At 66.1% G+C, this 18,708-nt stretch carries 17 protein-coding genes; 12 read left to right on the top strand and 5 right to left on the bottom strand.

The annotated features are described in order from the left end of the window. From hydA to ACVILH_RS02550, 3 genes are all read right to left on the bottom strand, one after another. Complete coding sequence (gene hydA, locus ACVILH_RS02560) at positions 1-1,455, bottom strand: dihydropyrimidinase (protein ID WP_456711475.1); 1,455 nt, start codon at positions 1,453-1,455, stop codon at positions 1-3. A 141-nt stretch (positions 1,456-1,596) separates the two neighbouring features. Then, entirely contained in the window at positions 1,597-3,231 is a 1,635-nt protein-coding gene (locus ACVILH_RS02555) for an ABC transporter substrate-binding protein (protein ID WP_456711474.1), read from the bottom strand. Positions 3,232-3,615: 384 nt separating this feature from the next. Further along, complete coding sequence (locus tag ACVILH_RS02550) at positions 3,616-4,233, bottom strand: TetR/AcrR family transcriptional regulator (protein WP_456711473.1); 618 nt, start codon at positions 4,231-4,233, stop codon at positions 3,616-3,618. Positions 4,234-4,335: 102 nt separating this feature from the next. Here ACVILH_RS02550 and ACVILH_RS02545 point away from each other — a divergent pair, with 102 nt between their 5' ends. The 4 genes from ACVILH_RS02545 to ACVILH_RS02530 all read left to right on the top strand — a co-directional run bounded on the left by ACVILH_RS02545 (position 4,336) and on the right by ACVILH_RS02530 (position 8,045). After that, positions 4,336-5,034, top strand: a complete 699-nt coding sequence (locus tag ACVILH_RS02545) for a PspA/IM30 family protein (protein ID WP_456711472.1) — start codon at positions 4,336-4,338, stop codon at positions 5,032-5,034. 57 nt (positions 5,035-5,091) lie between these two features. Then, entirely contained in the window at positions 5,092-5,367 is a 276-nt protein-coding gene (locus tag ACVILH_RS02540; RefSeq protein ID WP_456711471.1) for a YiaA/YiaB family inner membrane protein, read from the top strand. A 459-nt stretch (positions 5,368-5,826) separates the two neighbouring features. Further along, positions 5,827-6,831 (top strand): hypothetical protein, encoded by a 1,005-nt coding sequence (locus ACVILH_RS02535; RefSeq protein ID WP_456711470.1) that lies wholly within the window; start codon positions 5,827-5,829, stop codon positions 6,829-6,831. Further along, positions 6,831-8,045, top strand: coding sequence for a hypothetical protein (locus ACVILH_RS02530; RefSeq protein WP_456716855.1), 1,215 nt, complete (start codon positions 6,831-6,833; stop codon positions 8,043-8,045). Before ACVILH_RS02535 ends, ACVILH_RS02530 begins: the two co-directional genes overlap by 1 nt. Here ACVILH_RS02530 and ACVILH_RS02525 read toward each other — a convergent pair. Continuing rightward, positions 8,037-8,891, bottom strand: a complete 855-nt coding sequence (locus ACVILH_RS02525; RefSeq protein WP_456711469.1) for an SDR family NAD(P)-dependent oxidoreductase — start codon at positions 8,889-8,891, stop codon at positions 8,037-8,039. The two genes, ACVILH_RS02530 and ACVILH_RS02525, sit on opposite strands and share 9 nt — an antisense overlap. A 243-nt stretch (positions 8,892-9,134) precedes the next feature. Here ACVILH_RS02525 and ACVILH_RS02520 point away from each other — a divergent pair, with 243 nt between their 5' ends. The 8 genes from ACVILH_RS02520 to ACVILH_RS02485 all read left to right on the top strand — a co-directional run bounded on the left by ACVILH_RS02520 (position 9,135) and on the right by ACVILH_RS02485 (position 17,877). Next, complete coding sequence (locus tag ACVILH_RS02520) at positions 9,135-10,259, top strand: alkene reductase (protein WP_456711468.1); 1,125 nt, start codon at positions 9,135-9,137, stop codon at positions 10,257-10,259. 256 nt (positions 10,260-10,515) lie between these two features. Then, positions 10,516-11,898: a M20 family metallopeptidase gene (locus tag ACVILH_RS02515; protein ID WP_456711467.1), complete on the top strand. Its 1,383-nt coding sequence runs from the start codon at positions 10,516-10,518 to the stop codon at positions 11,896-11,898. A gap of 544 nt (positions 11,899-12,442) precedes the next feature. Then, positions 12,443-13,357 carry an amino acid ABC transporter substrate-binding protein gene (locus tag ACVILH_RS02510; RefSeq protein ID WP_456711466.1) on the top strand — a complete coding sequence of 305 codons (915 nt, stop codon included), beginning with the start codon at positions 12,443-12,445 and terminating at the stop codon, positions 13,355-13,357. A gap of 539 nt (positions 13,358-13,896) precedes the next feature. Next, entirely contained in the window at positions 13,897-14,628 is a 732-nt protein-coding gene (locus tag ACVILH_RS02505; RefSeq protein ID WP_456711465.1) for an amino acid ABC transporter permease, read from the top strand. Position 14,629: 1 nt separating this feature from the next. Next, positions 14,630-15,322 (top strand): amino acid ABC transporter permease, encoded by a 693-nt coding sequence (locus ACVILH_RS02500; protein ID WP_006612548.1) that lies wholly within the window; start codon positions 14,630-14,632, stop codon positions 15,320-15,322. A gap of 9 nt (positions 15,323-15,331) precedes the next feature. Further along, positions 15,332-16,063, top strand: a complete 732-nt coding sequence (locus ACVILH_RS02495; RefSeq protein ID WP_456711464.1) for an amino acid ABC transporter ATP-binding protein — start codon at positions 15,332-15,334, stop codon at positions 16,061-16,063. 264 nt (positions 16,064-16,327) lie between these two features. Beyond that, on the top strand, positions 16,328-17,188 hold the full coding sequence (locus tag ACVILH_RS02490; RefSeq protein ID WP_456711463.1) for a D-amino-acid transaminase: 861 nt from the start codon (positions 16,328-16,330) through the stop codon (positions 17,186-17,188). A gap of 89 nt (positions 17,189-17,277) precedes the next feature. Beyond that, positions 17,278-17,877, top strand: coding sequence for a 3-keto-disaccharide hydrolase (locus ACVILH_RS02485; RefSeq protein WP_456711462.1), 600 nt, complete (start codon positions 17,278-17,280; stop codon positions 17,875-17,877). Between the two features lie 207 nt (positions 17,878-18,084). On the opposite strand, the gene wrbA is transcribed toward ACVILH_RS02485, so the two are convergent. Next, positions 18,085-18,684, bottom strand: coding sequence for an NAD(P)H:quinone oxidoreductase (gene wrbA / locus ACVILH_RS02480; protein ID WP_456711461.1), 600 nt, complete (start codon positions 18,682-18,684; stop codon positions 18,085-18,087). Between the last annotated feature and the right edge of the window lie 24 nt (positions 18,685-18,708).

The following is an 18,708-nucleotide window of genomic DNA, read 5'->3' as shown; positions in this document are numbered from 1 at the left end:
TCATGGCGTGATCATGTCGCGCGCGACGCCTTGAGGCGCGGTGATCTCCTTCCAGGTGGAGTTCGCAACGTGCACCGGCGGGAAGGCCGGCCGCTCGATATAGCGCCCGTCGCCGGCCTCCGCACGCAGCTCGCCGTCGCGGAAGGCGATCCGGCCGCGCGACACGGTGACGGTTGGACCGCCTGTGCAGGTGAAGCCTTCGAACACGTTGTAGTCGATGCGGCTCACTTGTCGGCTCGCGCTGATCGTCTTGTGCGCGGCCGGATCCCACACCACGAGGTCGGCGTCGGAGCCGGCCATGACCGCGCCCTTGCGCGGGAAGATGTTGAGGATGCGCGCGATGTTCGCCGAGGTGACCGCGACGAACTCCTCCTTGGTCAGCCGCCCGGTGCCGACGCCGGCGCTCCATAGCAGCGGCATGCGGTCCTCGAGCCCGCCGGTGCCGTTCGGGATCTTGCGGAAATCGCCGCGGCCGAGCCGCTTCTGCGCAAGCGTAAAGGCGCAATGATCGGTCGCGACCACCTGCAGCGAGCCGGATTGCAGCCCGGCCCACAGGCTGTCCTGATGCGCCTTGTCGCGGAACGGCGGCGACATCACGCAGGCCGCGGCCTGGTCCCAATCCGCAGCGCGATACTCGCGGTCGTCGAGCAGCAGATGCTGGATCAGCGGCTCACCATAGACCCGCTGCCCGGCGGCGCGGGCGCGCGCGATCGCCTCATGCGCCTGACGGCAGCTGGTGTGGACGACATAGAGCGGCGCGCCGGTCATGTCGGCGATCATGATGGCGCGGCTGGTCGCCTCGCCCTCGACCTCCGGCGGCCGCGAGAAGGCGTGGCCCTCCGGCCCGTCGATGCCGCGCGCCAGCATCGCCTCCTGCATCCGCGCGACGACGTCGCCGTTCTCGGCATGGACCAGCGGCATGGCGCCGAGCTCCGCGCAGCGCGCGAACGAGTTGTAGAGCTCGTCATCATCCACCATCAAGGCGCCCTTGTAGGCCATGAAGTGCTTGAAGGTGTTGATGCCGTAGGTCTGGACGACGACCGCCATCTCGTCGAGCGCCTGCTTCGACCAGGAGGTCACGGCCATGTGGAAGCCGTAGTCGGCCGCCGCCTTCTCCGACTTCCGCCGCCAGTCCTGATAGGCCGCGAGCATCGACTGGCCGGGATCGGGAATGCAAAAGTCCACCACCATGGTGGTGCCGCCGGCGAGCCCGGCCTTGGTGCCCCATTCGAAATCGTCCGCCGACACCGTGCCCATGAAGCCGAGCTCGAGATGGGTGTGCGGATCGATGCCGCCCGGCATCACGTAGCATCCGTCGGCATCGATCACCTCCGCCGACAGCGGCGGCTCGATCGAGTTGCCCACCGCGAGAATGGTGCCGCCCTGGATCAGGACATCGGCGCGCCGGGAGTGATCGTGGTTCACCACCGTGCCGCCGCGGATGAACAATGACATGGATCGCCTCTCGCCCGCGCATCGCCTGCAGCGTCCATGCGCCGCCGCCGGCGAATCTAGCGCGGGCATGCCTGCTTGCGCTGATGAAATTTTGACCAGGGCAGAGCGCTCGCGAGGCAGGCGAGCGCTCAGGCCGTCGCCTCATTCCAGATCGATGGCGTGGTACTGGCCGGTCTTGTCGAGCTGCGTCCCCCAGACCTTGTGCAGCGCCTGGTGGTCGGACGGGCCGAAGCTCACCTTGGATCCGACGCCGAGCTCGTAGTTCTGCATCGCTTCGAGGGTGTCGACCAGCGACTCCGTATCGACGGCGGGGCCGGCGCGGCGCAGGCCCTCGATCAGGAGGTTGGCGGTGAGATAGGCTTCCAGGGAGGTGTAGTCGGCCGGCTCGCCCGGGAAATATTTAGCGAGCGCCTTCTTGTAGTTCAGGGTGACGGAGGCGTAGCCGTCGACCGCCGGCGTGACCTGGGTGCAGATGACGCCGTCGGCATATTTGGGACCGAGCACCGTCAGCTCGCTGGCCAGCCCGGTGCTGCCGACGCCCGAGATCGTCGCGTAGATCATGTCCGGATAGAGGTCGCGGGTCTTCTCGATGAACTTCGCCGCGGCGCGGAAGGTCGCGACCAGCACGACGGCCTTGATGCCATGCTTCTGCCGGCGCAGTTGCGCGATGGCCTCGTCGACATTGACGGTGTTGCGGCTGTAGCTCATGCGGAAGACCTCGCCTGTGCCGCCGCGCAAGCCGTGCATGGCCTTGCTGACACCGTCCCAGCCGGCGTCGCCATAGGCGTCCTGCTGGGTGAGAACGCCGATCTCCTGCGGACGCAGCTTGCGGGTCTTGACGAGATAATTCACCAGCGCGTGGGCTTCCTCGGCATAGCCGGCGCGGTAGTTGAAGACGTAGCGGTCCGGCGGATCGTGGCGGAGCGACGGGGCCCCGGTGAAGGCGCCGAAATACAGCGTGTGATGCTCGAGCGCATAGGGCACCGAGACCAGAGCGGTCGGACTGCCGTAATTCTCGACGAAGCCGAACACCTTGTGCTGCTCGTAAAGCTCCTTCATCGCGTTCAAGGTCCGCGTCGGCTCGTAGGCATCGTCGGCGGTGTAGAGCTTGAGCTGGCGGCCGTTCACGCCCCCTTCCTCATTGGCCTGAGAAAATGCAAGGTCGATGCCGAGCTTGAGCTGATGGCCCATCTCCCTGGCCGGCCCCGAGAACGGCGCCGCCATTCCGAAGCTGATCTCCGTGTCGGTGACGCCCTGCACCGGAGGCCGTGTGCTGGCCGGCGGCGCCACCGCGGCATTTGCCATCCGCGGGTCGAACTTCGGCGCACGGTCTTCCTCGCGCGACGGCATGGTCTGGTCCGGCGCGGCCGCAGGGAGGGCGCTCGCAAGCGCGCCGGTCGGAAGATTATCCTGCACGGGTGCTGCGCTCTGCGGCGCTCGGGGCGGCGATGACGGCGCCGCGGTCGCGGCGGCGACGTCCACGGTGCTGTTGGCAGAGAGGGCAGCGGTCCACCGCGCCGGCAGTTTCATCGCGGCAAATCCGGCGACGCCGGCGGCCACGGCGATGAGCCCGACAATGCTCAGAAGGCCGGTGATGTTGCGCTCGGGGGGCGGCGGTGGGACCTGCTGCACGCCGAAGCGGGAGGCAAATTCGGCCGGCGTCGGCCGCTCGTACTCGTCACGCCACGGCGCTTCATAATGCGGATGCCGGCCATCGGCATGGCCGGGCGAGAATGGCGGATCACGGTCGTCATTGGGCGCACGCAAATGTCTCACGATTTCCCCCTTGGCTCGCGCGGCCGCTCTCGTTGGATTTTCTTGTTTGGCTCGCGCGGCGCAATACGCTGCAGGATCTGCCGGCCGGCGAACCTGGCCATGCTCCGACATCTGCGCATGTCGCACGAACTAACACTCGCCATCGAGCGTCAGTGGATGAGTACTCGTGGATCAGCAGTTCCCGATATTGTCTGGAACACGTCCGAACCTCGGCATGATACTGCGAAGCAATGCGGCGGTTGTTTGTTCGCCTCGCGCGATCAGCATCAAGCGGGCGAGAGCCGCTGTGGCATCAGCGAGGCGGGGGTGGCGTGATGTTCGTTGCGGTGTCTGATTGGTTGGCATCAAGGAGATGACCGCGGGGTGCGCTCTATCAAGCTCTCGTCAGCCACCACTCGTCTCATTCACCACCAGCCCGGCCACCATCGCCCTCACCATGGTCGCGATCTGCTGGCGCAGCAGCGCCAGCGGCACGGCGATCAGCTTCTGCTCCAGACCGAGCGCGACCATGCCATGCACGGCGGAGAAGAGACTGCGCGCGACAATGCTGATGTCGTCGAACGAACGCTGCGGAAACAGCGCCGCCAGTGGCTGATGGATGTGGCGGAACAGGTGCATCTGGTCGGCGATGGCCCAATCGGGCAGGGGCTTGTCGGCCGGCATGCGATGTTCGAACAATGCGCGCCAGAGCTCGAGATTATCAGCGGCGAAGTCGCAATAGGCGATCGCGATGCGCTCCAGCGCGGCCGCCGGGCCGGGCGGGCCGGCGCTCTCCGCCGCCGACAATTCCGCATCGAGCCGCGCCAGCGTGCGTGAGCCGACCATCAGCACCAGCTCGTCGACATCAGCGACGAGATTGTAGACCGCGCCGTTGGCGACGCCGATCTCCTGGGCGAGATCGCGCGTCTTCAGGCCGGCTAGACCCCGCGTCCGGATCATCCGCTCGGCGGCCTCGATCAGGGCCTCGCGCTGTTTCGCGCGTCTTTCCAGGGTTTTAGACATTGTTAACCACGATCATGAGCGGCGCTCAAAATATCTCTTGAGCGGCGCTCAAATTTGAGCTAGAGAATATTCATGAGCGATGCTCATAGCAGGGAGTTCACAATGTTCAAGACCGTTCTGACGCTGTTTCGGGGAACCGTTGCCGTTGCGCAGGAGGAGCTGCAGGACCGGACCGCGCTGGTGATCCTGGATCAGCAGATGCGCGATGCGGCCGCGGCCGTCGAGCGCAGCAAGCGCGCGCTGGCGCTGGCCATCGCGCAGGACCAGCAGGAGGGCAAGCGCCTGGAAGCGACGCTCGCCCGGATCACCGATCTCGAGGTCCGCGCCACTGCCGCCCTTGATGGCGGCCGCGAGGATCTGGCCCGCGAGGCCGCGCAGGCGATCGCCAACTTGGAGGCCGAGCGCGACGCGGCCAAGACGGCAAGGGCGCTGTTCGCGACCGAGATCGGCCGGCTGAAGAAGCATGTCGCCGGCGCTGAAGCCCGCATCGCCGAGCTCGACCGCGGCCGCCGCATCGCCCGCGCCGCGGAAGCCGTGCGCAATCTGCGCCGCGGCGGCATCGAGGCGGCGCGTCCCTATGAATGCACGCTGCCGGAGGCGGAAGCGACCTTGAAGCGGCTGCGCGAGCGGCAGATGGAGGCGCAGGCCGCCGACGAGGCGCTGATGGAGCTCGACGCCGCCACCGGTCCGATCACCACCGCCGAGAAGCTCGCCGAGCAGGGCTTTGGCCCGCGCATCAAGACCACGGCTGACGACGTGCTGGCGCGGCTGAAGGCTGGCCGCACCGCGCCTGCGAACTGATTTTCTCGAACGACCACTCTCAACGCATCCAACCAACCAACCTCATAGGAGCCTACCATGAACCAGAACGCCCAGCCCCACAGCGGTGCCTTCGTCACTTTCTCCTACGTCTCGTTCGCTGCCGCCGCTCTCCTCGTCGTCCTCGGCCTGTTCTTCATGCCGATCGATCTTTGGATGAAGGGCTATCTGACGATGGGCATCGTCATGCTGGTGCAGACCTGCGTCACCCTGACCAAGACCCTGCGCGACCGTCACGAGAGCAGCAAGCTCGTCAACCGCATCGAGGACGCCCGCGCTGAGCGCCTGCTGATGGAAGTGTCGAAGGCGGCGTGAGGCGTAGCCCTTGGCCTCCCTGCTCACTCCAGGAGAGGCCGGCGCGCGGGGCGGCCCCTCACCCCATCCCTCTCCCCGTGAAGAACGGGGAGAGGGAGCAGACCGCCATTGCCGAGCCGGCGAGATCTCCATCATGCGTATCTCCGCCTCGGAGTTGAGATCAGCATCATGATCCTTCTGACGTCTGCTTTGAGCGCACCAGATCACCGCGGCCCCGCTGCGCTCCCTCTCCCCGTTCTTCACGGGGGCGCGACGAGCTTCGCTCGCGCTGAGAGGGTTGGGGTGAGGGGCAGCCACATGGGCAGACTTTGCTGTATGACCATCGTTCAAGCTGCATTTACCCTGACGGCGGCTTCGCGGCTCGGCGTGATCACGTATTAACGCGGGCAGCGCATATGACGCGAAAGGCAGGCAGGGCTCCGGCGAGCCATTTGCGTTCGCGCCCGGCGGATGAGGGGAATGAACATCGTCGCAGCCGCAAGGCGCATTCGTGACAACATCGGCTTCTGGCTGACCGCGCTCGGCCAGGAAGCGATGGACCTGTCGCTGCGCACGCATCCGGAGTTTTGCACGCGCATCGTCGAGAGCCCGGGCACGACCCTGGACGACGCGGCGCTGGTCGCGCTCACTGCCGATCTCCGCACCGTCGCCGCCAAGACGCTGTCCGCGGGCGACCTCACCTATGGCATCTTCTCCGGCCAGCGCGAGGCGCTCGCGCGCGCCATCATCACGCTGGTGTCGGACGCCGCAACCGGCAAGCCGATCGCCTTCAATGCGCTTGCCGTGATGCAGGTCTCGCGCGACGGCGAGACGCAGGAGGTCGTCCATCTCGGGCTCGTGATGGTCGACCCGGAGGCGCGCGGCAAGGGCCTGTCGGGCGTGCTCTACGGCCTGACCACGCTGCTCCTCTTCATCCGCGATGGCTTGCGGCCGAAATGGATCTCCAATGTCACGCAGGTGCCGGCGGTGGCCGGCATAGTCTGCGAGACCTTCTCCGACGTCTATCCCTCACCGCAGCCCGAGGCGCGGCAAAGCTTTGCGCATCTCGAGCTCGCGCGCGGCATCATGGCCGCGCATCGCGCGGTGTTCGGCGTCGGCGACGAGGCCGGCTTCGACGAGACGCGCTTCGTCATCACCAATGCCTATACCGGCGGCTCGGATGCGCTGAAGAAGACCTTTGCCGACGCGCCCAAGCATCGCGACGACATCTACAACGGCTTCTGCGCCCGCGAGCTGGACTACGCCAGGGGCGATGACCTGCTGCAGCTCGGTCGCATCGATCTCGCCGCCGCCCGCCGCTATCTGCTGCGCGAAATTCCCTCCGGCTCGCTGCCGGCGCTGCTGGCCACTTCGGCCGTGCTGGCGCTGCAACGGATGATCCTGCCGCTGCTGCATTGGCTCGACGACACCAGGCCGTTCGGCACCTTGCGTCCGCGCGTTCCGTCGAGCGAGGCCGGGCGATGATGCCGAGCGTCGTCGCCGACTCCATCGTCAACCTCTGTGGCGCGATCGGCCTCGCCGTCGCCGCGGCGATGCTGTACCGGCGCGATCCCAGGGGACCGCTGACCGCGCGGCTCGTCGCGCTGCTGGCGCTGGTCGCGTCGCTGTTCCTGCTGCGCGGCATCGCCTGGTGGACGGATAACGCCACGCTCGACCGCATCTCGCTGATTCCCGCGGCGCTGATCCCGCTCGGCGCGCTCGTCGTCACCGAGGGGCTGCTGCGCCGGCATGCGCATCGCGGGCTGAAGCTCGCCGCGCTGATCGGCGGCATCGTGCTCGCGCTGGCCGGCGCGCTCGGCCCGGTCGCGCTGGAGAACCATCATACCGCCGTGCTGTCGGCATTCCAGCTCGCCGGCTTTGCGACCTGCGCCTGGCTCTTGCTCCGGCGCGATCGCGCTAGCCTGCTCGCCTGGGAAAACCGCGCCATCGACCGCGTCGCGTTCGGCGCGCTGATCGTCATTCCCTTCATCGTCACCGATTTCCGCGTGCTCGCTCCGGATATGCCGGTGCGGCTCGGCGCGCTAGGGGCGCTGCTCGCGGTGACCGCGATGCTGATCGCAGGCTCCAGCGCCGAGGCGCAGCGTCAGGGCGTGTGGCTGACATGGTTGCGGATGGCGGGCGCGGCCCTGCTCGGCGCCGCCACAGCGGCGTTGGCGCCTGATGTCGACGCAGCGCAATTGATGCGCTTCTGCGCGGTCGCGGTCGCAGGCGTGCTGACGATCGGCCTTTTAGGGGATGCGTTGCGCGCGATGCTCGAAGCGCGACAGCCCGGCGTGCTCGATTCGATCGGCGCCGCAACCGCGGCGACGCGCGACGAGCTGATCGCCGAGCTCACGCGACAGCCGATCTTCGAAAGCGCGCGACGCTATCGCGAGGCGGAGCTTGCCGCCTATGATCCGCCGCTGCTGCGCGACTTCCTCGCCTCACGTCGCGTGCTGCGCCGGGCCGATGCGCCCTGGGGCTTGGCCGCCACTGATCCCGCGGTCGAGCGCATGGTGGCGCTGATGGCCGCGCGGCATGCGACGCATGTGATCGTGCTGTCGCATCAGCCGGTCGATCTCATCGTGCTCGCGGTCTCCGTGATCGCGGCCGACCCGGCCACGGAAACCGCGCTGGCATTGGTCAGGCGCCTGCTGGTGCAGGCGCCTGAGGCAAGCCCGGACACGCTGTCAGGATGATCCCTTGACGAACGCCGCAAACGCCTCCGCGTAGTCGGCATGCCAGCGCGACAGCGGCGGACGGTTCTCGACGATGTCGCCGGCCGCCCACAGGATGCGGCGCTCGTCGAGCGCGCGGGTCACGTCATTGTCGGGGCACAGCACGTAGAAGTCGCCGGCCGTCACGCGCTCCAGCATGAAGTCGATGGTCTGCTCGGGCGTCCACGCGCCGGCCGGCTTCTCGACCCGGCCATTGGCGGTCAGCGGCGTGAACACGAAGCCGGGAATGAACAGATGCGCGCTCACCCGGCAGTCCGGCGTGTTGCGCAATTCGTGCTGCAACGCCTCGGTGAACGCCTTCACGCCGGCCTTGGAGACGTTGTAGGCGGGATCGCCGGGCGGCGTGGTGATGCCCTGCTTGGAGCCGGTATTGATGATCAGCGCCGGCCGCCTTTGCGCGATCATGTTGGGCGCGAACACCTGCGAGCCGTGGATGATGCCCCACAGGTTCACGCCGAGAATGCGCTGCCAATTCTCCTCCGGCCCGAACATCTTGCTGCCCGGCTGGATGCCGGCATTGTTCATCAGCACGTCGACGCGGCCGAAGCGCGCACGCACGTCTTTTTCCAGCGCAACCACGCTGTCGCGGCTGCTGACATCCACCTTGGCCGTCATGACCGCGGCCTCGCCGCGCGTCGCGGCGGCGCCGGCCTTGGCAGCCGCATCGCGCAGCCGGGCCTCGTCGAGATCGGCGATGCAGACGTTCATGCCGAGCGCGGCGAAGCGGATGGCGGCGGCGAGGCCGATGCCGGAGGCGCCACCGGTGACGATGGCGGTGTGATCGGCTGACAGAGCAGGGTGGGGCACGGCGGGGGTCTCCGGCTGGACGATGAGATCGTGGTGTATGACGTCTGAGGGCGGCCGCAAGATCATACGGGTCACCGCATGATAGGTCATCGCGGCTGCAACGCGAGGGATGGTCTGGGGTTGCAGGACGTCCGCTTTCGGCATGCAGGGTCTGCTCGTGCCGAGGTCGCGTTGACATTGCCACCGTCATGTTTTGCGAACAAGATGATCCCAACCGACAATCACGATGCCTCTGGGGGAGAAATGCTGCCTGCGCTGTTTTCGCCGCTCACGATCGGTCCGTATCATCTCAAGCATCGCGTCGTGATGGCGCCCTTGACGCGCATGCGCGCCGCCAAGGAGACGCTCGCGCCGCGTCCGCTCAACGTCGAATATTATGCGCAGCGCGCGACCCCCGGCGGCCTGATCATCGCCGAGGCCTCGCCGGTGCTGCCGACCGGCACGGGCAGCCCGAACGTGCCAGGCATCTACAGCGCGGCGCAGATCGCCGGCTGGAAGCAGGTCGTCGACGCCGTCCACGCCAAGGGCGGGATCATCTTCCTGCAGCTCTGGCACGTCGGCCGCGTGTCGCATTCGTCGTTCCAGCCGGGCGGCGCGCTGCCGGTGGCACCGTCGGCGATCGCGATTCCCGACGATCTCAAGGCGATGACGGCCGAGGGGAAGGGCGCGGCGTACGAGACGCCGCGGGCGCTCGAGACCGAGGAGATCCCGCCGCTCGTCGCCGCCTACGGCCAGGCCGCGCGCAACGCGATGGCAGCCGGCTTCGACGGCGTCGAGGTGCACGGCGCGAACGGCTATCTGATCGAGCAGTTCCTGCAGACCCGCAGCAACCAGCGCACCGACCGCTACGGCGGCTCGATCGAGAACCGCTGCCGCTTCCTGCTCGAGGTCACCGAGGCCGTGATCGCGGCCTGCGGCGCCGACAAGGTCGGCGTGCGGCTGTCGCCCTACGGCATCGCCAACGGCTCCGGCGAGCCCGATCCGATGCCGCTCTACACCTACGCTATCGAGGCGCTGAACAAGCTCGGCATCGCCTATCTGCATCTGATCGAGCCGCGCTCCTCCGGCGCGGGCCGCGCCGACGTCAACTGGCAGAACGCGCCGTCGGCGATCGCTCTGTTCCGTCCGATCTGGAAGGGCGTCCTGATCGGCGCCGGCGGCTTCACCGGCGAGCCGGCGGAAGCCGCGGTCGCCGGCGGCCAGGCGGACGCCATCGCCTTCGGCCGCTACTTCATCAGCAATCCGGACCTGCCCGCCCGCCTGCAACACGGCTGGCCGCTGACGCCGTACAACCGCCCGACCTTCTACGGCGGCGAGGAGAAGGGCTACACGGATTATCCGGCGTATGACGCGACGGTGAGCGCGTAGCCCGCGCTCTCCGTCGTCCACCCGGCATTCCCCGCGCCCTCCGTCTTTCGAGGGTGTTCAGTGCGACAAGCTCGGGCGCGCGATTGCGCCTCGAGGATGAGGCGCGCGCGCTCGTGGTTTGATGTCCCTAAGGCGAGCGGGGAACGGTTCCGAAAACCGAGACCGGGCCTTTCTCCCACTGAATTCAAATCCAGCCCCTTCCGCTTCTCCCCTGATCCCGATATGACGCCGCCTTCGTTGTGACTGGAAAAGCGCCATGACCAGGATTGATGCAATCGCCCGTGCCCGTCAAAGCCTGACGAGCGGAGACTTCGTGGCCGAGCTCGGCCGCCGGGTCGCCTACCGGACCGAAAGCCTCAATCCCGAGCGCAAGGAGGAGCTCGCGTCGTATCTCACCAACGAGCTAACGCCGTCTTTTGCCGAGCTCGGCTTCATCTCAGAACTGGTGCCCTCACCGAGCGGCAAGTCACCATTCCTGATCGCGACCTATCATGAGAGCGACAGCGCGCCGACCGTGCTGAGCTACGGCCATGGCGACACCGTCGACGGCATGACCGGCGAGTGGCGCGACGGCCGCGATCCCTGGGCGGTGACCCCGGCCGGCAACCGCCTCTACGGCCGCGGCACCGCCGACAACAAGGGCCAGCACAGCATCAACATGGCGGCGCTACGCGCGGTGCGCGAAGCCCGCGGCGGCAAGCTCGGCTTCAATGCGAAGTTCATCATCGAGATGGGCGAGGAGATCGGCTCACCCGACCTCGCCAAGGTGGCCGATCTCAAGCGCGAAGCGCTGAAGGCCGACGTCTTTATCGGCTCCGATGGCCCGCGGCTGTCGACCGCGCGTCCCACCATCTTTCTCGGCTGCCGCGGCGGCATCCGGCTGCATCTCGACGTCAATCTGCGCGAGGGCGGCAACCACTCCGGCAATTGGGGCGGCGTGCTCGCCAACCCCGCCACCATCCTCGCCAACGCGATCGCCACGCTGGTCGATGGCCAGGGCCGTATCAAGCTGGAGCAGCTGAAGCCGCCGCGCCTCACCAATGCGATCCGAGCCATCCTCGCCGACGTGAAGGTCGAGCCCACAGCCGATGAGCCGGCGCTGTCGGACAATTGGGGCGAGGAGGGACTCACTCCGGCGGAGCGGCTCTATGCCTGGAACACGCTGGAGGTGCTGGCGATCTCCTCGGGCAATATCGACAAGCCGGCGAATGCGATTCCCGGCGTCGCCCGCGCCGTGCTGCAACTGCGGTTCGTGGTCGGCACCAAGGTCGACACCATCGTCGAGGACGTGAAGGCCCATCTCGTCGCGCACGGCTTCCCGATGATCGAGGTCAGCAAGACGCAAGGCTTCATGGCCTCGCGGGCCGACATCGACAGCCCCTGGATCACATGGGCGGCGGACTCGATCAAGATGAGCACCGGAAAGGCGCCGGCGGTGCTGCCGAACTTCGGCGGCTCGCTGCCGAACGACGTGTTTGCCGACGTGCTGAAGATGCCGACCATGTGGGTCCCGCACTCCTATCCCGGCTGCTCGCAGCACGCGCCGGATGAGCACATTCTTGTGGATGTCACGGAAGAGGCGTTGGGTCTGATGGCGGGGCTGTTCTGGGATTTGGGGGAGTTGCGGAAGCCCCTGTGAGTTGGGAGCTTGTATGTGCCACACATCTCGCAGCGCGGGCGGTCCTCACCTCTCCCCGCGTGCGGGGAGAGGTCGGATTGCATCGCCAGATGCAATCCGGGTGAGGGGGTACAGGTCTCTCCACGAACACCACCCGTGCGTCTGCCCCTCACCCCAACCCTCTCCCCGTGAAGGACGGGGAGAGGGAGCGCACTGCGATCGCGGCAGCAGCGTCGCTTTTGAAGTCATGAGGTCCGCTACGGATGGGAACCGAAGCATGATGAGCAAATGCGATGCCCGCTTCAGACTTTCGTCGCGTCGCCCGACCGTTGCGCCCCTCGTAGTTTACCATCCCGGCGTTCGGCGCTGCCGCATCAACCCGAATGTCTTGTCGAACGGGGCGCTGGACAGGCAATTTGTCGCAAGCGTCCGAGAACTTCCCGCCGCAGGGCGGTCTATGGTGCCCGCTTGTCCGGCCGGAGATCGTCCGAGGCCGGCGGGACTATTTTGAGTTCACTCTGGTTTATGCAAGCATCCGGCGGCCTGCCGGATTGAGGAGATACAGATGAAGCAGCTTCGCCTTTTTGGTCTGGCCTTTGCCGCCGCGCTGTGCGCCGGTCAGGTGCAGGCCGAGGACCTGACGGGGACCTTGAAGAACATCAAGGAGACCGGTGCCATCACGCTCGGCGTCCGCGACTCCTCGATTCCGTTCTCCTATCTCGACGACAACCAGAAGCCGGTCGGCTTCGCGATCGACATCTGCATGGGCATCGTCGATGCCGTGAAGAAGGAGCTGAAGCTCGATAAGCTCGAGGTCAAGCTCAACCCGGTGACGTCGTCGACGCGCATCCCGCTGCTCGCCAACGGCACCATCGACCTGGAATGCGGCTCGACCACCAACAATGCCGAGCGCCAGAAGCAGATCTCCTTCACCAACACCCACTTCCTGACGGCGAGCCGCTACGTCACGAAGAAGGCGAGCAACATCACCAAGATCGATGACCTGAAGGGCAAGACGGTCGTCTCGACCGCCGGCACCACCAACATCAAGCAGCTCACCGAAGCCAATGCCGCGCGCAGCCTCGGCATCAACATCATCCCGGCCAAGGATCACGCCGAGGCCTTCCTGATGGTCGAGACCGACCGCGCCGTGGCCTTCGTGATGGACGACATCCTGCTCGCCAGCCTCGTCGCCGGCTCCAAGGATCCGGCTGCCTACGTCGTCTCCAGCGACGCGTTCTCCAAGCCCGAGCCCTACGGCATCATGCTGCGCAAGGACGACCCGCAGTTCAAGAAGGTCGTCGATGCCGCCACCGCCAAGATCTACACCAGCGGCGAGGGTGCCAAGCTGTACGACAAGTGGTTCATGCAGAAGATTCCGCCGAAGGGCTTGAACCTGAACACCCCGATGTCCGCCGAGCTGAAGGCCGAATTCGCCAAGCCCTCGGATTCGCCGGACCCGGAGTCGTACAAGCCGTAAGGCGCTGTCGTCTTAAGTTTTCGCCGCAACGCCGGTGCGCTCCCTCCCCCCTTGTGGGGGAGGGCTGGGGAGGGGGGCCACCACGGCCAGCCTTTGCTGAGATCCCCACCCCCAACTTCTCCCCGCCTAGCGAAGCTCCGCTTCGCGCGGGGGAAGGGGAGCGCACCGACCGCGCGGCGACGACGGTCCACTCCCTCTCCCCGTTCTTACGGGGAGAGGGTCGGGGTGAGGGGCAGCCACACGGGTGGTGCGTGTGACGGTCCTGATTTGCCTGCTGATGCGATCCGTAAGATGGGAATCGCTCCATGCGTACTGACTTTCCGTGTGGCTGCCCCTCACCCCAGCCCTCTCCCCGTGAAGAACGGGGAGAGGGAGCGCACTGCCGGTGCGGAAACAGTCGGGCTATGAATTGAAGTGAATGCGGCAACACTGGCCCGTTGATTGCCTTCGCTGGACGGAATGAGCTTGATCCGATGACCCCGATCATATCAGCTGATCGCATCGGCTCAGTCCCCAGCTAACCCTTTCTGGATGTCCCCGTGAACTACACCTGGAACTGGCACATCTTCCTGGAGCCGAACCCGACCGGGGCAGGCACCTATTTCGACATGCTGCTGGCGGGGCTGAAGGTCACGATCGTGACCTCGCTGTCGGCCTGGGTGATCGCGCTGATCTTCGGCACGATCGTCGGCATCCTGCGCTCGCTGCCGTCCAAGCTCGCGACCTGGATCGGCTTTCTCTACGTCGAATTCTTCCGCAACATGCCGCTGCTGGTGCAGCTGTTCCTGTGGTTCTTCGTGCTGCCGGAGCTGCTGCCCCGCGCGGCGGGCCTGTGGCTGAAGCAACTGCCGAATGCGCCGTTCTACACGGCCGCCGTCGGCATCGGCCTGTTCATGTCGGCGCGCGTCGCCGTGCAGCTCGCGGCCGGCATCGGCTCGCTGCCGCGCGGCCAGAAGATGGCGGCGACCGCGCTCGGCCTCACCACCTTGCAGGTCTACCGCTACGTGCTGCTGCCGATGGCCTTCCGCATCATCCTGCCGCCGCTGACGTCGGAGTTTCTCAACACCGTCAAGAACAGCGCGGTCGCGATCACCATCGGCCTGATCGAGTTGACCGGTGCCGCGCGCGCGATGCAGGAATTCTCCTTCCAGGTGTTCGAGGCGTTCAGCGCCGCGACCCTGATGTATCTCGTCATCAACATCATCGTCGTGATCGGCATGCGGCTCCTAGAGCGCGCGGTGGCGATCCCTGGCTACATCACGGGCAAATGAGATGCTGGCCAATTTCGATTTCGACGTCATCCGCCGCTCGCTGAGCTATCTCTTCATCGACGGCATGACCTTCACCTTGACGCTGACCGCGCTGTCGGCGACCGGCGGCCTGATCTTCGGCACGCTGATCGCGCTGATGCGGCTCTCAGGCTATCGCGTGATGGGCTGGATCGCGGGCCTCTATGTCGACTTCATGCGCTCGCTGCCGCTGGTGCTCGTCATCTTCTGGTTCTACTTCCTGGTCCCCTATATCGGGCAGTGGCTGACCGGCTCGTCCAGGCCGATCAAGGTCGGCGCCTTCGCCTCGTCGCTGATCACCTTCATCATGTTCGAGGCGGCGTATTTCTCCGAGATCATGCGCGCCGGCATCCAGTCGATCTCGCGCGGGCAGCCGGCCGCGGCTTCCGCGCTCGGCCTGACCTACGCGCAGACCATGCGCTACGTCGTGCTGCCGCAGGCGTTCCGCAACATGCTGCCGGTGCTGCTGACCCAGACCATCGTGCTGTTCCAGGACACATCGCTGGTCTACGTGCTCTCGATCCCGGATTTCCTCGGCGCCGCCTCCAAGGTCGCGCAGCGCGATGGCCGCCTGGTCGAGATGTACCTGTTCGCCGCATTGGTCTACTTCACCATCTCCTGCATCGCGTCCTACGGCGTCCGCCGCCTGCAGTCGCGCATCGCCATCATCAGGTAGTCGGCTCCCATGATCGAAATCAGCCACGTCAACAAATGGTACAGCCCGACCTTCCAGGTGCTGAAGGACTGCACGACATCCGTCGCCAAGGGCGAGGTCGTGGTGGTCTGCGGGCCCTCCGGTTCGGGCAAGTCGACCCTGATCAAATGCGTCAACGCGCTGGAGCCGTTCCAGGACGGCACGATCACGATCGACGGCCTCAAGGTCAATGATCCCAAGACCAATCTGCCGAAGCTGCGCTCGCGCGTCGGCATGGTGTTCCAGCACTTCGAGCTGTTTCCGCATTTGAAGATCATCGATAATCTCTGCCTCGCCCAGCAGAAGGTGCTGGGCCGCGGCCACGCGGAGGCCGAGACCAAGGGCATGAAGCTGCTGGAGCGCGTCGGCCTCAAGGAGCACGCGCAGAAATTCCCGGCGCAGCTCTCCGGCGGCCAGCAGCAGCGCGTCGCCATTGCGCGCGCGCTCGCGATGGACCCGATCGCGATGCTGTTCGACGAGCCGACCTCGGCGCTCGATCCGGAAATGATCAGCGAGGTGCTCGACGTCATGGTCGACCTCGCCCGCGAAGGCATGACCATGATGGTCGTCACCCACGAAATGGGCTTTGCGAAAAAGGTCGCCCACCGCGTCATCTTCATGGACCGCGGCGAGATCGTCGAGGACGCCAAGAAGGAAGAGTTCTTCGGCCAGCCCCGCAGCGAGCGCGCGCAGCAGTTTCTGTCCAAGATCCTGTCGCACTGATGTGAATCGTGTACGAGCGCCATCGCCCCAGCGGCGGTGCGCTCCCTCTCCCCGTTCTTCACGGGGAGAGGGTTGGGGTGAGGGGCAGCCACGCGCACCGGCCGTGCGGAGAGCCCCCCTCACCCGGATTGCATCTTCGATGCAATCCGACCTCTCCCCGCATCCGCCTTCGCTCTTCGAGCTACGGCGGACAAGCGCGGGGAGAGAGGTGAGGAGAGAGCGGTGCGCCCGTCGCCCATCGCGTAACTGATAGGAGATATCGCCTTGGACCCGATCGCTTACGTCAACGGCGCCTTCGTGCCCCTGTCAGAGGCCAAGGTCTCGGTGCTCGATCGCGGCTTCCTGTTCGCCGACGGCATCTATGAGGTCGCCGCCGTGCTCGACGGCAAGCTGGTCGACAGCGACTCACACCTGGCCCGCCTGGAGCGCTCCGTCGGCGAGATCGGCCTCGCGCTGCCGGAGAGTCTTGCGCGCATCGAAGAGCTGCAAAAAGAGCTGGTCGCCCGCAACAAGCTCGACCAGGGCATGGTCTACCTGCAGGTCACCCGCGGCGCTGACAAGGGCCGCGACTTCCCGTTTCCGAAAGGCGACGTCAAGCCGACCCTGGTGATGTTCGTCACCGCAAAGAACATCGTCGACGCGCCCTCCGCCAAAACCGGCATCGGCGTCATCACCGTGCCCGACATCCGCTGGCCGCGCCGGGACATCAAGAGCGTGGCGCTGTTGGCGCAGGTCTTGGCGAAGCAGGCGGCGGCCGCGGCCGGCGCCAGCGAAGCCTGGATGGTCGAGGACGGCCATGTCACCGAGGGCGGCTCGTCATCGACCTTCATCCTGACCCAGGACGACGTCATCGTCACCAGGCCGAACTCGAACGCGATCCTGCCGGGCTGCACCCGCAAGGCGGTGGTCAAGCTCGCCGAGGAGCGCCAGCTCAAGGTCGAGGAGCGGCTGTTCACCGTCGACGAGGCGCTCGCCGCCAAGGAGGCCTTCATCACCAGCGCCAGCTCGTTCGTGCAGCCAGTGGTCACGATCGACGGCAAGCCGGTCGGCGACGGCAAGGTGGGACCGGTGGCCACGCGGCTGCGCGAGATCTATGTCGATTTTGCGCGGGCGACCGCTGTGTAGGCGAGAGCAAGTGCAGCATCGAAACTCGTTTGCATTGTCCGGCGCTTTGCTATCGTGGCGAAGCAACAAGAATGCAGGGAGGAGTTTCGATGCGGAAATGCTGGGGCGTGCTCGCGGCTGGATTGGTGATGACAGGCGCGGCGTTGACGATGATCAGGACGGCGTCGGCCGATGACGGCTGGGTGACGCTGGTGGACGGCGACAAGAAGGTGGAGTTCACCGAGGTCGGCAAGGCCAATTGGGAGGCCAAGGACGGCACCTTGATGGCCGACAAGCTCGACGGCAAGGATCCGTCCTATCTGGTCACCAAGACCAGCTACAAGGATTTCCAGATCAAGGCCGAGTTCTGGGTCGACGACGCCGCCAACAGCGGCATCTTCATCCGCTGCGACCAGGCGGAGAAGATCGACTCCAACATCTGCTACGAGGTCAACATCTTCGACAAGCGGCCCGATCCGAAATACGGCACCGGCGCCATCGTCGATGTGTCCAAGGTCGATCCGATGCCGAAAGCCGGCGGCAAGTGGAATACGTTCGAGATCACCGCCAAGGGCACGCGTCTGACCGTGATCTTCAACGGCGAAAAGACCGCCGATGTCGATGACAGCAAGCATGCGGCGGGCCCGATCGCCTTGCAATACGGCTCGGGCGTGGTGAAGTTCAAGAAGGTGCAGATCAAGCCGCTTTAACGGCCGTACACTCCCCGCAGCGGCGCTGGCCGCGGCTCGCGCGAAACAAACCCTTGCAGTACCAATGGCGCGCCATCATCTGCAGGGGATGGCGGGCCAGCCGGGCCAGCGTCACCAGTTCGAACATAGCGGGCATTGCGGACTCCTTTACATTCTTTCGACGAGATGGGGCGGCGCTTCGATGATCGAAGTGCCGCCCCAGTCGCATCAGCCATGCAGCTTCTTTGCGGTCTCGGCGATCACGCGGCCCTGATAGCGCGCGCCCGCCAGCTCGTTCTCGCTCGGCTGCCGGCTGCCGTCGCCACCGGTGATGGTGGTCGCGCCGTAGGGCGAGCCGCCGGTGACCTCGTCGAGCTTCATCTGGCCGGCGAAGCCGTAGTTGAGGCCGACGATAGTCATGCCGAAGTGGAGGAGGTTGGTGATGATCGTGAACAGCGTGGTCTCCTGGCCGCCATGCTGGGTCGCGGTCGAGGTGAACGCGCCGCCGACCTTGCCGTTCAGCGCGCCCTTGGCCCAGAGGCCGCCGGCCTGGTCGAGGAAGTTGGCCATCTGCGAGGCCATGCGGCCGAAGCGGGTGCCGGTGCCGACGATGATCGCGTCGTAATCGGCGAGCTCCTCAATCTTGGCGATCGGCGCGGCCTGGTCGAGCTTGTAGTAGGAGGCCTTGGCGACGTCGGCGGGTACCAGCTCCGGCACGCGCTTGATGTCGACGGTGGCGCCGGTCTCGCGGGCGCCTTCGGCAACGGCGTTCGCCATGGCTTCGATGTGGCCGTAGGCGGAGTAATAGAGAACGAGAACCTTGGTCATGACAGTCTCCATGGGGATGAGGGT

It is taken from the genome of Bradyrhizobium sp. USDA 4353 (genome assembly GCF_054063215.1).
This window is presented reverse-complemented; position numbering and strand designations above follow the sequence as displayed.

Excerpts from the sequence above, each read along its gene's own strand:
- hydA (WP_456711475.1), bottom strand. The coding sequence starts at position 1,455 with ATGTCATTGTTCATCCGCGGCGGCACGGTGGTGAACCACGATCACTCC.
- ACVILH_RS02550 (WP_456711473.1), bottom strand. The coding sequence starts at position 4,233 with ATGTCTAAAACCCTGGAAAGACGCGCGAAACAGCGCGAGGCCCTGATC.
- ACVILH_RS02545 (WP_456711472.1), top strand. The coding sequence starts at position 4,336 with ATGTTCAAGACCGTTCTGACGCTGTTTCGGGGAACCGTTGCCGTTGCG.
- ACVILH_RS02540 (WP_456711471.1), top strand. The coding sequence starts at position 5,092 with ATGAACCAGAACGCCCAGCCCCACAGCGGTGCCTTCGTCACTTTCTCC.
- ACVILH_RS02535 (WP_456711470.1), top strand. The coding sequence starts at position 5,827 with ATGAACATCGTCGCAGCCGCAAGGCGCATTCGTGACAACATCGGCTTC.
- ACVILH_RS02530 (WP_456716855.1), top strand. The coding sequence starts at position 6,831 with ATGCCGAGCGTCGTCGCCGACTCCATCGTCAACCTCTGTGGCGCGATC.
- ACVILH_RS02520 (WP_456711468.1), top strand. The coding sequence starts at position 9,135 with ATGCTGCCTGCGCTGTTTTCGCCGCTCACGATCGGTCCGTATCATCTC.
- ACVILH_RS02515 (WP_456711467.1), top strand. The coding sequence starts at position 10,516 with ATGACCAGGATTGATGCAATCGCCCGTGCCCGTCAAAGCCTGACGAGC.
- ACVILH_RS02510 (WP_456711466.1), top strand. The coding sequence starts at position 12,443 with ATGAAGCAGCTTCGCCTTTTTGGTCTGGCCTTTGCCGCCGCGCTGTGC.
- ACVILH_RS02500 (WP_006612548.1), top strand. The coding sequence starts at position 14,630 with ATGCTGGCCAATTTCGATTTCGACGTCATCCGCCGCTCGCTGAGCTAT.
- ACVILH_RS02495 (WP_456711464.1), top strand. The coding sequence starts at position 15,332 with ATGATCGAAATCAGCCACGTCAACAAATGGTACAGCCCGACCTTCCAG.
- ACVILH_RS02485 (WP_456711462.1), top strand. The coding sequence starts at position 17,278 with ATGCGGAAATGCTGGGGCGTGCTCGCGGCTGGATTGGTGATGACAGGC.
- wrbA (WP_456711461.1), bottom strand. The coding sequence starts at position 18,684 with ATGACCAAGGTTCTCGTTCTCTATTACTCCGCCTACGGCCACATCGAA.